Here is a 13452-nt window from a genome sequence, read left to right as displayed (position 1 = left end):
AGAACAAGCCAGTCACATTAAGTTTGGCATCCAGAAGCGCCTTAGGTAATAAACAAAGTATGCTGGCGATCCTGCGACAACCAGCATACTAAATCAGGCAGAAACTACTTGTTCCTGCCTTGGTTTAGAGTCCGTGGTGCTTATTTTAGCAGTCCCACTTCCTTGTAGTACTTAGCCGCGCCTGGATGAAGAGGAATTGAAAGACCTGCTTTCACCATGTCTTCTTTTTTCAGGTTCGCGAAAGCTGGGTGCAGGCGTTTGAATGTGTCGAAGTTTTCGAATACTGCTTTTGCAACATTGTATGCCACTTCATCAGAAACGTCTGTTGAAGTAACCATTGTTGCAGCTACACCAAAGCTCTTCACATCTTGATCCGTACCACGATACATGCCGGCAGGTACTGTGCTGTACGCGTAGTAAGGGGTACTTGAAACGATCTTGTCGATCTCAGGACCAGTCGCTGGAACTAGCTTAGCATCACATGATGTGGTTGCTTCTTTGATTGAGCCATTTGGGTGACCAACCATGTAAATAAATGCGTCGATTTTGTTGTCACAAAGTGCTTGAGAACGCTCAGAACCTTTAAGCTCTGAAGCTAACTGGAAGCTATCTAGGGTCCAGCCCATCGCGTCCATCACTACGCCCATTGTTGCACGGTCACCAGAACCTGGGTTACCGATGTTGACGCGTTTACCTTTCAGGTCTTTAACGTTTTCGATGCCAGAGTCTGATCGAGCAATGATGTTGAAAGGTTCAGTATGCAGAGAGAACATTGCGCGTAGCTTATTGTACGGGCCTTGTGCAGCAAACTCACTCGTACCGTTGTAGCCATGGTACTGCCAATCCGACTGAACGATACCGAAGTCTAATTCGCCAGCACGGATAGTGTTAACGTTGTAAATAGAACCACCAGTCGACTCAACGGAACAACGAATGTTGTGATCTTTACGACCTTTGTTGACCAATTTACAGATAGCACCGCCAGTAGGATAGTAAACACCTGTCACCGAGCCCGTACCGATAGTAATAAACTCTTGAGCGTTAACTGCGCCTGCACCCATAACGGCTGCAGCGATAGCGCCTACTTTGAGTAGTTTGTTAAATGCCATGAAATTCCCTTCCTTATATTTCATTATTTACCCGGAAATAACCATCAATCACTTCTGGAGTTTCCTGTTTGGAAACGGCATCTTTTCCAATCCAATTGTTTGAAAAAGCGAACAAATCATAACAAAAAATTGGCAGAAAATTATCCGACTGTTAAAAGTTATAGCGAATAAACCTGAAGATTGCGTTAATAGCCAGTGATTAAGTTGTTATTTTATTTCTTTTATAACAGTAGTTTACGATTGAATGTGGGGAAAGGAAGGAAAAATTAATAGCGTGATGCACATCACAAAAAAATGATTAAAAAATAGCCTTAAAACGCGATAGGGGAAGGAAATTGTGAGCTACAGAATAGGATTTATCTTATAGCTCACAATCAGTTAGGTGACTTCAACCTACAGTTGTTAGCCAGTGTATTCGAACAGTTCACACACGGATTTGAACAACTGCTCTGTCGATACTGGCAACGTCGGAGTGATAAAGATAGTGTCATCACCAGCGACAACACCCAAGATGCCTTCAGATTTGCCAAGAGAGTCCAGCATACGAGCGATAAGCTGCGCGGCGCCAGGACCAGTATGGATAACAACTAACGCGGCATTGTGGTCGATATCCAACACGAGTTCACGCAAAGAACTGCTTGTCGTTGGGACCCCAAGTTCTGCAGGAAGACAGTAAACCATTTCCATTTTTGCATTACGGGTACGAACAGCACCAAACTTAGTCAGCATGCGAGACACTTTAGATTGGTTAATACTTTCAAAACCTTGCAGTTTTAGAGCATCAACAATCTCGCCCTGTGAGCCAAAGCTTTCTTCCTTTAACAGGGCTTTAAAAGCTCGAACTAGGTTATCTTGTTTTTCAGTATTGCGCATAGTCATTATGATTCTCTTAATTACGGATCAGCAATTTTGCATATTCTCGCATATATATTCAGACAGTTCCAAAAAGTCCCGAGATAATGCTAGTTACATCACTGTAAATTATAAACAGAATGACATTCCATTTAATCGTGAATCATACATCCGTTTTATTTCCCGTAATCTATTGTCATTTCAAATGAATAAAAGAATAATCCAACCGTTTGTGTAGCACGAAAATGCGGATTTGCGCGAGGTCGCAAAGCTGGCGTTAATTGATTGTAATCAAGTTGTGATTCCTATAGCTTTACTTGGTTGGTTAAAAACTACCCTACAAATACATTTATAAAAAAATACTCTCAAGGAGAACTACATGAAAGTAGCCGTTATTGGTGCCGCTGGCGGTATCGGTCAAGCCCTTGCCCTTTTACTAAAGAACCGTCTTCCTGCTGGTTCTGATTTAGCCCTATATGATATTGCCCCTGTAACTCCAGGTGTTGCCGCTGATCTTAGCCACATCCCAACACCAGTATCGATCAAAGGATACGCAGGTGAGGATCCAACACCTGCACTGGAAGGCGCAGATGTGGTTCTAATTTCTGCTGGTGTTGCACGTAAGCCAGGTATGGATCGTGCGGATCTATTTAACGTTAATGCTGGTATCGTTAAGGCATTGGCTGAGAAAATTGCTGTAGTTTGTCCGAAAGCATGTGTTGGTATCATCACTAACCCTGTGAATACTACTGTGCCAATCGCTGCAGAAGTACTTAAAAAAGCTGGCGTTTATGACAAGCGCAGACTATTCGGTGTAACTACACTTGACGTTATTCGTTCAGAAACCTTCGTTGCTGAGCTGAAAGACAAAGATCCAAGTGATGTTCGTGTACCAGTTATCGGTGGTCATTCAGGTGTGACTATTCTTCCTCTGCTTTCTCAAGTAGAAGGCGTTGAGTTTACTGCTGAAGAAGTTGAAGCACTGACTAAGCGTATCCAAAACGCGGGTACTGAAGTCGTTGAAGCGAAAGCGGGTGGCGGTAGTGCAACTCTATCTATGGGCCAAGCAGCGTGTCGCTTTGGTCTGTCTCTAGTACGTGCTCTTCAAGGTGAAGAAGGCGTTGTTGAGTGTGCTTACGTTGAAGGTGACGGTGAGCACGCACCATACTTTGCTCAGCCAGTGAAGCTAGGTAAAGAAGGTGTTGAGGAAGTACTAAGCTACGGTGCACTAAGCGACTACGAAAAGTCTGCTCTAGACAACATGCTAGAAACGCTAAATGGTGATATCAACATCGGTGTTGAGTTCGCGAAATAATTTTAAGCGTTTATACGTTTACAAAAAGCCGATCTTAGGGTCGGCTTTTTTGATCCCTTTATTCTGTCTGACGTAAAAGGTGTAACGCCAACAATGTCAATCAGGAGTAGGGTATGGAAGCAAGTCGAATCCGTAAAGGCATGGTTGTAGAGTGCCAACAAGGTGTCGGTACGATTCTTGTCGTTGATCGTGAAGCAGAAACCGTTTTACTGGCTAAACAGGGAACTGACCAGCAAATCGCAGTCACGTTTGACGAGATAGAAGATGACCCGCAGCTACACGGAGGGAGCGACCGTTATTATTAGCTGAGCAAACAACACTGGAACGAGAAAAGGAAGAGCGTGCTCTTCCTTTTTATTTTCAGCCTTAGACCACCAACGTTGGTCGGTGGTTATAATTGATCGCCTTGCTGGTCCAGTTAGCAGTGCTTATCGAGTGCGTTTAACCGCTACATGAGCCAGTGTAACGAGTGCTTCTTTATACTCTGACTCAGGCAGTACAGACAGCTCCGCGATTGCCTTGTCGGCTTCGTCGAGGGCTTTTTGAGTCGTGTACTCTAAAGAACCTGCTTCTTTCATGACAGCGAGGATATCGTCAAGACGATCCATTCCGTTTGCTTTCTCGATCGCTTCACGGATCATCTGAGCATTTTCAGGTGTCGTGTTTCTCATCGCATGAAGTAGAGGAAGGGTAGGTTTACCTTCTGCTAAATCATCGCCAACATTTTTACCCATATCTTCGCCATCTGATGTGTAGTCCATGACGTCGTCAATCAGTTGGAACGCGGTACCTAAGTACTTACCGTAATTCTGTAATGCGATTTCAACGTGCTCAGGGGCATCATTCAGGATGGCACCAATTTGTGTCGCAGACTCAAACAGGCGTGCCGTCTTAGAGTAGATGACCTGCATGTAGCTTTCTTCTGTCGTGTCAGGATCGTTACAGTTCATTAATTGCTGAACTTCACCTTCGGCGATCACGTTTACGGCGTTACTCATTAACTGAAGGATCTTCATGGATCCTAGCTCAGTCATCATCTGGAATGAGCGAGTGTAGATAAAATCCCCAACTAGCACGCTTGCTGCGTTGCCAAAGGCAGCATTTGCGGTCGCTTTACCACGGCGCATATCTGACTCGTCTACCACATCATCGTGCAACAGCGTTGCTGTATGGATGAACTCAATAAACGCAGCTGCCATGGTATGACCGCTGCCTTGATAACCAAGCGCACGGGCCGACAAAATCGCCAATAGCGGTCTTAGGCGTTTGCCTCCACCACTGACGATATAGAAACCGAGCTGATTGATTAAAGAGACATCAGAATTTAGTTGGGCTTGAATTGTTTCATTCACTTTTGCCATGTCATTGGCAGTAAGCGCTTGGATAGTTTTAAAATCCATTGTATATCCGGCTGAAGTTAGACCCTGCAAGGCTTATTCGATTTATATAATTGTCGAATAATACACTAAAAAACGTTGATTAATACATTACTAAAGGGCATGATTGCCGCACTTTTCTTTGGCGATTAGCTTTTCGCCAATTTTTTCAAAATATGGCTTGTCATAGGGACATCTCTTCTGTAGAATCTGCGCCCTATTGATGATTAGTTTAGCGCACACCCTCACGAAAGGCTGTGCGGAAAAAGCGGAGTAAAATATGTACGCTGTTTTCCAATCTGGTGGTAAACAACACCGTGTAAGCGAAGGTCAAACTCTTCGTTTAGAGAAATTAGACGTTGAAACTGGTGCAACTGTAGAATTTGATAAAGTTCTTCTTGTTGCTAACGGCGAAGACATCAAAGTTGGTGCTCCTCTTGTAGAGGGCGGCAAAATTGTTGCTGAAGTTGTACAACACGGTCGTGGCGATAAAGTTAAAATCGTTAAGTTCCGTCGTCGTAAGCACTCTCGTAAGCAACAGGGTCACCGTCAGTGGTTCACTGAAGTGAAGATCACTGGTATCAACGCTTAATCTATTAGGAGAGTTTAACAATGGCACACAAAAAAGCTGGTGGTTCTACTCGTAACGGCCGCGATTCAGAAAGCAAACGTCTAGGTGTTAAGCGTTTCGGTGGTGAATCTGTACTTGCAGGTAACATCATCGTTCGTCAACGTGGTACTAAGTTCCACGCTGGTAACAACGTAGGTATCGGTAAAGACCACACTCTATTCGCTCTTACTGAAGGTAAAGTGAAGTTCGAAGTGAAAGGTCCTAAGAACCGTAAGTTTGTTAGCATCGAAGCTGAGTAATTAGTTTTTAACTTAATTACTTAATAGCTTTAAGCTGAATTCAAAAGCCCTGCCGAATCGGCGGGGTTTTTTATTTGTAGGCAGTCGACATATCGAAACTTCTCGGTAGATCCAAAGCGATTCGAATCTGGGAGTTTAGATCTGTCATCTGCTAAAATTGTCGGATGACAAAGTAGATTTAATCCACGCACGAAGTAGTCGGAGTAAAAGATGAAGTTCGTAGATGAAGCTGTAGTAAAAGTTCAGGCAGGCGACGGCGGTAGCGGCGTTGTTAGTTTCTGGCGTGAAAAATTCATCACTAAAGGTGGTCCTGATGGCGGTGATGGTGGTGACGGCGGCGATGTATATATCCAAGCTGACGAAAACCTAAACACCCTAATCGATTACCGTTTCCAACGCTTTTACGAAGCAGAGCGTGGAGAAAATGGCCGCGGTGGTAACTGTACTGGTAAGCGTGGTAAAGATATTGTGATGCGTGTGCCAGTTGGTACTCGTGCAGTCGATATCCACACCAACGAAATCGTTGCGGAAGTTGCTGAACACGGCAAAAAAGTAATGGTAGCTAAAGGTGGTTGGCACGGTCTGGGCAACACGCGCTTTAAGTCTTCTGTAAACCGCGCTCCTCGTCAGAGAACGTTGGGTACTAAAGGTGAAGTTCGTGAAATTCGTCTAGAACTATTACTGCTTGCTGACGTTGGTATGCTTGGCTTGCCAAACGCCGGTAAATCAACCTTTATTCGCGCTGTATCTGCTGCAAAACCAAAAGTGGCGGATTACCCATTTACGACGCTTATCCCAAGCTTAGGTGTGGTTAGTGTTGTACCTGAGAAAAGCTTTGTAGTTGCGGATATCCCTGGTCTGATTGAAGGCGCTGCGGATGGTGCAGGTTTAGGTATTCGATTCCTGAAACACCTAGAACGTTGCCGCGTTTTACTGCACATGATCGATATCATGCCGATTGATCAGTCTGATCCAGTGCAAAACGCACTAACGATCATTGATGAGTTGGAACAGTACAGTGAAAAGCTAGCTGATAAACCTCGTTGGTTGGTGTTCAACAAAGTTGATCTAATGCCGGAAGATGAGGCGAATGAAAAGATCCAAGAGATCTTGGATGCGCTAGGTTGGGAAGACGAGTACTTTAAGATCTCGGCAATCAACCGTTCTGGTACGAAAGAACTTTGTTACAAGCTGGCAGACTTTATGGAAAACCTACCTCGTGAAGAGGAAGAAGTTGCTGAAGAAGATAAAGTTAACTTCATGTGGGATGACTACCATAAAGACGCAATGGCTGGTAAAGACGTTGTTACTGAAGATGACGACGACGATTGGGATGACTGGGACGATGAAGAAGATGACGGTCACGTTGTCTACGTTCGTGACTAATTTTATCATCCGGTAATAATTACCAAGAAAATTTAATCAAGCCGCAATGCCTATTGCGGCTTTTTTGTATCTAATCATATTTAGATGATGTGATTTACGGCACAATAATACTCATGCCAGTAATGTGTGATCATAAAATTGCGTAGGAAACATCGTTTAAAGCAAGGAAGAATGTGCGGTATTTAGTGGTTCTAATTCTAATATTCTCACGCGACTATAGGCGATTTGGTCCAGCAAGAATGATTTATTAATTTCTGGAACTAGTATCATTAATTATGCAGACCCTAAAAGGACTTAGATGTATCTATGGCATTAGAAACTATACCTACCACAAAGGTATCGGTATCAAATCAAAGAGCGATTTCTCGCCTCGTTGCTCAAGCCGGACAGATGTTGCTTGCTCATGGTGCTGAAAGTACCTTAGTGAGCGATATAATGCGCCGCATCGGCCTTGCTTGTGGTGTTCATGAAGTCGCGGTAGCACTCTCTGCAAATGCACTTGTTGTAACCACGCTGATGGATGGGCATTGTATTACCACGACACGAAGTTGCGCCGATCGTGGTATCAATATGCGAGTTATCACGCAAATTCAGCGTATTTGTATCATGATGGAACGAGGGTTGCTCGATTCAACCATGGCGCAGAAAAAGCTTAATCATATCAGTCCTGAGCGCTATAACCGATGGCTGGTGGTCTTTATGATCGGACTATCATGTGCGGCATTCAGTCATTTAGCGGGAGGGGATATAAGCATATTTTTCATGACTTTCTTAGCCTCTGCAGTCGGCATGATTGTTCGCCAGGAAATTGGCCACCGCCATTTCAATCCTTTACTCAATTTTGCTGCTACGGCATTTGTGACGACCTTAATTTCTGCGCAGGCGGAAATCTATCAGATTGGTAACTTGCCTACGGTCGCGATGGCATCGTCAGTGTTGATGCTAGTGCCGGGCTTCCCATTGATTAACTCGGTAGCCGATATGCTCAAAGGTCATATCAATATGGGGATTGCCCGCTTTGTCATGGCGAGTTTATTAACGCTTGCGACCTGTTTAGGCATTGTAGCAGCGATGAGTGTGACCGGGATTTGGGGATGGAGCATCAGATGAGTACCGTTGATTTGCTGGTTGGATTATTAAACGACATGTTTTTTGCCGCTATTCCGGCAGTGGGCTTTGCATTGGTCTTCAATGTGCCGCATAAAGCATTAATCTATTGTGCGGTAGGCGGCGCGATTGGTCATGGTAGTCGTTATTTAATGATGCAGTTCGGGATTCCTATTGAATGGGCAACCTTCTTCGCGGCGACCTTAGTTGGGATGATTGGTGTGTATTGGTCTCGTCGCTTTTTGGCCCACCCGAAAGTATTCACTGTTGCTGCTCTGATCCCTATGGTTCCCGGCGTGTTTGCCTACAAAGCCATGATTGCGATGGTAGAGATAAACCATTTAGGTTACTCACCTGAGCTACTTGCGACGTGCATGGAAAATTTTCTTAAGGCCATGTTTATTATTGCAGGTTTAGCCATTGGCCTTGCTGTTCCGGGGCTGTTATTCTATCGCCGCAGACCGATAGTATAAGGACCCGACATGATCATTAGTATGATTGCCGCGATGGCAGACAATCGTATCATTGGTAAAGATAATCAAATGCCATGGCACTTGCCGGCTGACTTCGTATGGTTTAAGCGTTGCACCATGGGTAAGCCCGTCGTCATGGGACGCAAAACGTATGAGTCTATCGGACGTCCGTTGCCTGGTCGTCTTAATATCGTTATCAGTCGTGATGAATCTCTAAGTATCGAAGGAGTGACGACAGTGACGTCCATTGATCAAGCATTAGAGGTTGCGGGTGATGTGGAAGAAGTGATGATCATTGGTGGTGGGGCTATTTATTCAGCCTGTCTACCACTTGCGACGAAGTTGTATGTGACACATATTGAGGCAGCTATCGAAGGTGATACGCAGTTCCCTGATTGGGGGAATGAGTTTAAAGAAACTTATTCTGAAGCGTATCAAGCGGATGAGAAAAACGCCTACAACATGCGCTTTACGATTCTGGAAAAATAATGGTTATAAAAAAGCACCGCAAATGCGGTGCTTTTTGTTTGTCGTGTAGGTTTATGTTAAGAGAATGAATCGCTTAACTTAATGCCTGTTGGGTAAAAATTTGTTTATCTTCCCAACGGATCATCGTTAGTTCTCCACCCCAAACACAGCCAGTATCCAGACCAATCACTTCTTCATCGATATGGCCTTGTAATGCCGCCCAATGTCCGAATAGGACAGTCTTGCCTAGCTCCACTCTCTGTGGAAGATCAAACCAAGGAATTAACTCTTCATCTGTCACTTGTTGTGGCGGAAGTTTGCAATCCATGTCCAGGCGTCCATCTGGAAAGCAAAAGCGCATACGCGTAAATGCATTGATGGTATAGCGATAGCGATCTAACCCTGTCAGAGAATCATCCCAGTAATCTGGTTTGTTACTGTACATATTGTGCAGTAGCCACGATAAGTGATCGCTTTGCAGGATGTTTTCTACTTCGCGGGCACATTGGCGGGCTGTTGCCAAATTCCACTGTGGTGGAATTCCGGCATGGCACATAACGAAGTCATCATGCTCCGCAAGAAGCGGTTGCTTAGAGAGCCATTGCAATAACTTTTTACAGTCTGGGGCCGAAAAGATTGGGGCGGTTCTGTCTTTATCTTTCAATTTCTTAACGCCATGAGCGACGGCAAGTAAATGCAGGTCGTGATTGCCAAGTACCACTTTGGCACTGTCACCCAATGATTTAACAAAACGTAAGGTTTCTAACGACTTAGGTCCTCTGGCGACGAGATCACCCGCTAGCCAGAGTTGATCATTCTTGGGAGAGAAAGATACTTGTTCTAATAGACGCTGCAGTTCTTCAAAGCAGCCTTGGATATCACCAACAATATAGGTAGCCACTGACTCTCCAATCTTATTAATTTAAAACATTCGGAATGGCAAGACGGAACGGTTCTATTTCAGCGATGAACTCCTGACCATGTTCATCTAGCATTTTATAGTGTCCCTGCATAACACCGACGGGTGTTTCTAGCGCAGTCCCACTGCTGTAGGTGTATTCATCGTTACTTGGAATAAACGGTTGCTGGCCAACCACACCATCGCCTTCAACGGTCATCTGTTTGCCATTAGAGTCGGTGATCAACCAACGACGGCTAATCAATTGCACAGTTTGCTGGCTCAGGTTTTTAATCGTGATGGTGTAGGCAAAAACGTAGCGTTGTAGCTCGGGATTAGACTGTTCTTCGATGTATTTGGTGTGAACTTGAATTTTAATGCAGGGTTGAATGACGTCCATGTACACTCCTTGGAAAAATTAGCAATAAGCCAAACCGACAGGGTTTGGCTTATTGTTTGGTTTACTTAGTGCTGTGGGTTATCCGCCAGCCAGTTCGCCATCGCGACGAATTGCTCTAGCGTCAGGTTCTCTGGACGCATACTTGGGTTGATTCCCAACTCTTCCAGCACTTCTGTACTCAACAGTGATTTGTAGCAGTTACGTACGGTCTTACGGCGTTGGTTAAAGCCTTCACGACATACTCGATCCAGTAAGCGTAAGTCTTTAGCTGGACATGGTAGTACTTCGTAAGGAACCAGACGAACGACGGCTGAGTCTACTTTCGGTGGCGGTACGAATGCTGTTGGTGGCACTTCCAGTACTGGTACCACTTTACAGTAGTACTGAGCCATGACCGTCAGACGGCCGTAAGCTTTGCTGCCTGGACCTGCTGCCAAACGGTTAACCACTTCTTTTTGAAGCATAAAGTGCATGTCTTGAATGTCTTTATGGAATTCAAAAAGATGAAACATCAACGGGGTAGAGATGTTGTACGGCAAGTTACCGAAGATACGTAGCTTGTTGTTCGGTTTTACGAGCTGTGTGAAGTCGAAACGCATCGCATCGCCTTCATGAATCGTTAACTTGTCCGCCAGCTCTGGGTGGTTACGTAAACGCTCTGCCAGATCTCGGTCAAGTTCGATAACGGTGAACTTGTCGACTTCACGGCCGACAGGTTCAGTAATAGCGCCCAGACCTGGACCGATTTCAACCAGATTCTGGCCTGGTCTTGGGTTAATCGCTGATACGATACCATCAATAATGTATGGATCGTTCAGGAAGTTTTGACCAAAACGTTTACGCGCTTTGTGTCCTAAATGGACATCATTTCTCATTGTTTCTTCTCTACCAATTCTATCGCATGCGTGAGCGCTGTTCGGAAACTCCCTGTATCCGCCTGACCTGTCCCTGCCAGATCTAATGCAGTACCGTGATCCACCGATGTTCTAATAAAAGGTAGACCAAGCGTAATGTTTACTGAACGACCAAAGCCTTTGTATTTTAAAACTGGCAATACTTGATCGTGGTACATGCCTAAAACAGCATCAGCATCGTTTAAATATTTGTCATTGAAAATGGTATCTGCCGGCAATGGGCCGATCAGATTAAACCCTTTTTCTTGTCGAATCTTTTCCAGTGTCGGAGTGATGGTTTCGATCTCTTCACGACCTAAACAACCATCTTCTCCCGCATGTGGGTTAAGCCCGCAAACATAGATGTTTGGTTGCTTGATGGCAAATTTTTCAACGAGGTCTTTATGAAGAATATCGATGATTTTCTCTAATCGCTCTTCAGTGACGGCTTTTGACACATACGCCAAAGGAATATGTGTGGTTACCAGCGCAACACGCAGTCCTTCCGTCGCCAGCATCATCACAACTAACGGCGTATTAGACTTCTCGGCAAAGAATTCAGTATGTCCACTGAATGCAACGCCAGAGCGATTGATCACCCCCTTATGAACAGGGCCGGTGACAATAGCATCAAATTCGTCATTCATACAGCCTAAAGCGGCTCTTTCTAGCGTTTTTAATACATAGTGGCCATTCGCTTCATTGAGCTGGCCAGCAACCGCGCTTTCTGATATTTCAACATGATCAACGATAAGCGTGCCGGCTTTCTGTGCTTGTGGCGCTTCTTCTGGATTATAATCAGAGAGTTGGACATCGATACCAAGTAATTTGGCTCGTTCCATTAACATGTTCTTATCTGCGCAGACGACGATTTGGTGTGCCCAGTCTTCTTTTGAGAGAGCAAGCACCAGGTCAGGGCCGATACCCGCAGGTTCCCCTGCGGTCACGACAATTCTGCGGACTAAATTAGTTGTCATTGCTGTCATCCACGATTTCAACAAACGCACTTGCACGCAGTTCCTGCATCCATGCGCCTGCTTCTTCATTAAACTTACGGTTGAAGAGAATGCGGTAAGCTTTATTCTTCAATGCAGAGTCTGTACGGTCAACCTGACGGCGATCCAGCACTTCTACGATATGCCAGCCGTGAACGGTTTTGAATGGTTCACTGATCGAACCCACTGGTAGTGTTTCTACCTGATGTTTAAATTCAGGTACGTAAAGGTCCGGAGTTTGGTAACCAAGTTCACCGTTCTGAGCAGCAGAGCCAGGGTCCTGGCTGTATTGAGACGCTAACTGAGCAAACGTTGCTTCACCTGCTTTAATGCGACGAGCATATTCATTTAATTGCTTCTTCGCACCGTCATCACTCAGGATAACCGTTGGTTTGATCAGAATGTGGCGTGCGTTAACTTCCGTTACTGCAACAGTTTCCAGACCTTTTACATCGTCAATTTTCAGGATATGGAAACCAACACCACTACGGAATGGACCGATGATGCTGCCTTTGTTCTGCATATTGATTTGGTCGGCAAAGATGGTTGGCATTTCCTCTTTGCGCATCCAGCCCCAGTCACCACCTTGTAAGGCTTTTGGCCCTTTAGAGTAGGTGTAAGCCATTTCAGTGAAATCAGCGCCGTCATTGAGTTTTTTGGCCAGCGCTTTTGCTTCGGCTTCTACTGCCGACTTTTCTTGATCATCAGAGAAGCGCAGCTGGATATGGCTGATTTTGTATTGAACCGTGGCGTTAGTTTCTTGTGATAACTGTTCTGAAAGGCTGTCTACTTCCGCAGGCAGAATGTTTACACGACGACGCACAAGCGCGTTACGTGCTTCTGACGCTGCAATTTCCTTACGGATTTGCTCGCGGAATTCTGTGTAACTTAGCCCTTCGCTTGCAATCGATGCCGTCAGTTGCTCCACACTTTGATTGTTGTTGCGTGCAATCTCTGCAATTGCCTGATTAAGGCGGCTATCGTCGATACGAACGCCGATACGATCCGCTTCCTGGCCTTGAAGCGTATCAAGAATCAGTTTTTCTACTACTTGATCATGCAAAACCTGGGCAGAAGGTAGGCTTTTACCACTTTGGCGAGCATTGGCTTGTAGCGTTTTTAATGCAGTGTCGATATCACTTTGTAGAATGACACCGTCATTAACGATAACAGCAACCTTATCAAGCTCTACTGGTGCTGCAACGGCTCCGCAAGAGAGTAGGGTCGTAAATAAGATTGATTTCCAAATTTTCATTTAAAATTCCGTCAGTATTTTTAATTAGTGTCTTATTTACTCTAAGACGCTTAAT

The 13452-nt window shown here is 44.9% G+C and carries 16 protein-coding genes; 8 read left to right on the top strand and 8 right to left on the bottom strand.

All coding sequences use genetic code 11. From position 1 onward, the window contains the following. Positions 1-140: 140 nt before the first annotated feature. Entirely contained in the window at positions 141-1109 is a 969-nt protein-coding gene (locus L9Q40_RS09130; protein WP_014230706.1) for a TAXI family TRAP transporter solute-binding subunit, read from the bottom strand. Between the two features lie 402 nt (positions 1110-1511). Beyond that, complete coding sequence (gene argR / locus L9Q40_RS09125; RefSeq protein WP_014230707.1) at positions 1512-1982, bottom strand: transcriptional regulator ArgR; 471 nt, start codon at positions 1980-1982, stop codon at positions 1512-1514. A gap of 358 nt (positions 1983-2340) precedes the next feature. On the opposite strand from argR, the gene mdh reads away from it, so the two are divergent. Next, complete coding sequence (gene mdh / locus L9Q40_RS09120) at positions 2341-3276, top strand: malate dehydrogenase (RefSeq protein WP_014230708.1); 936 nt, start codon at positions 2341-2343, stop codon at positions 3274-3276. 113 nt (positions 3277-3389) lie between these two features. Further along, positions 3390-3581: a hypothetical protein gene (locus L9Q40_RS09115; protein WP_014230709.1), complete on the top strand. Its 192-nt coding sequence runs from the start codon at positions 3390-3392 to the stop codon at positions 3579-3581. Positions 3582-3704: 123 nt separating this feature from the next. Here the strand turns inward: L9Q40_RS09115 and ispB are convergent, their stop codons facing one another. Next, the gene (gene ispB / locus L9Q40_RS09110) at positions 3705-4676 is read right to left on the bottom strand and encodes an octaprenyl diphosphate synthase (RefSeq protein WP_014230710.1); all 972 of its coding nucleotides are present in this window, start codon (positions 4674-4676) and stop codon (positions 3705-3707) included. Between the two features lie 256 nt (positions 4677-4932). Between ispB and rplU the strand changes: the two genes are divergently transcribed. The 6 genes from rplU to folA all read left to right on the top strand — a co-directional run bounded on the left by rplU (position 4933) and on the right by folA (position 8977). Then, a complete protein-coding gene (rplU, locus tag L9Q40_RS09105; RefSeq protein ID WP_005383096.1) occupies positions 4933-5244 on the top strand; it encodes a 50S ribosomal protein L21 in 312 nt (103 codons plus the stop codon). 20 nt (positions 5245-5264) lie between these two features. Further along, positions 5265-5522, top strand: coding sequence for a 50S ribosomal protein L27 (gene rpmA, locus L9Q40_RS09100; RefSeq protein ID WP_005383095.1), 258 nt, complete (start codon positions 5265-5267; stop codon positions 5520-5522). 210 nt (positions 5523-5732) lie between these two features. Next, positions 5733-6908: an Obg family GTPase CgtA gene (cgtA, locus tag L9Q40_RS09095; protein WP_014230711.1), complete on the top strand. Its 1176-nt coding sequence runs from the start codon at positions 5733-5735 to the stop codon at positions 6906-6908. A 306-nt stretch (positions 6909-7214) separates the two neighbouring features. Then, on the top strand, positions 7215-8018 hold the full coding sequence (locus L9Q40_RS09090; RefSeq protein ID WP_065296297.1) for a threonine/serine exporter family protein: 804 nt from the start codon (positions 7215-7217) through the stop codon (positions 8016-8018). Further along, a complete protein-coding gene (locus L9Q40_RS09085; protein ID WP_014230713.1) occupies positions 8015-8488 on the top strand; it encodes a threonine/serine exporter family protein in 474 nt (157 codons plus the stop codon). Before L9Q40_RS09090 ends, L9Q40_RS09085 begins: the two co-directional genes overlap by 4 nt. 9 nt (positions 8489-8497) lie before the next feature. Continuing rightward, positions 8498-8977: a type 3 dihydrofolate reductase gene (gene folA, locus L9Q40_RS09080; RefSeq protein WP_014230714.1), complete on the top strand. Its 480-nt coding sequence runs from the start codon at positions 8498-8500 to the stop codon at positions 8975-8977. A gap of 73 nt (positions 8978-9050) precedes the next feature. On the opposite strand, the gene L9Q40_RS09075 is transcribed toward folA, so the two are convergent. From L9Q40_RS09075 to surA, 5 genes are all read right to left on the bottom strand, one after another. Next, positions 9051-9857: a symmetrical bis(5'-nucleosyl)-tetraphosphatase gene (locus L9Q40_RS09075; protein WP_498793084.1), complete on the bottom strand. Its 807-nt coding sequence runs from the start codon at positions 9855-9857 to the stop codon at positions 9051-9053. A gap of 16 nt (positions 9858-9873) precedes the next feature. Further along, positions 9874-10254: a Co2+/Mg2+ efflux facilitator ApaG/CorD gene (gene apaG / locus L9Q40_RS09070; protein ID WP_014230716.1), complete on the bottom strand. Its 381-nt coding sequence runs from the start codon at positions 10252-10254 to the stop codon at positions 9874-9876. Between the two features lie 65 nt (positions 10255-10319). Beyond that, positions 10320-11129 carry a 16S rRNA (adenine(1518)-N(6)/adenine(1519)-N(6))-dimethyltransferase RsmA gene (rsmA, locus tag L9Q40_RS09065; RefSeq protein WP_014230717.1) on the bottom strand — a complete coding sequence of 270 codons (810 nt, stop codon included), beginning with the start codon at positions 11127-11129 and terminating at the stop codon, positions 10320-10322. After that, positions 11126-12124, bottom strand: coding sequence for a 4-hydroxythreonine-4-phosphate dehydrogenase PdxA (gene pdxA, locus L9Q40_RS09060; protein WP_065299089.1), 999 nt, complete (start codon positions 12122-12124; stop codon positions 11126-11128). Before pdxA ends, rsmA begins: the two co-directional genes overlap by 4 nt. Then, on the bottom strand, positions 12114-13397 hold the full coding sequence (surA, locus tag L9Q40_RS09055; RefSeq protein WP_014230719.1) for a peptidylprolyl isomerase SurA: 1284 nt from the start codon (positions 13395-13397) through the stop codon (positions 12114-12116). Before surA ends, pdxA begins: the two co-directional genes overlap by 11 nt. Positions 13398-13452 lie beyond the last annotated feature (55 nt).

This window comes from Allocatenococcus thiocycli (assembly GCF_921292965.1).
GTDB classification, from domain to species: domain Bacteria; phylum Pseudomonadota; class Gammaproteobacteria; order Enterobacterales; family Vibrionaceae; genus Vibrio; species Vibrio natriegens.
Note: the sequence above shows the minus strand (reverse complement) of the source record. Positions and strands in the feature narration are given on the sequence as shown.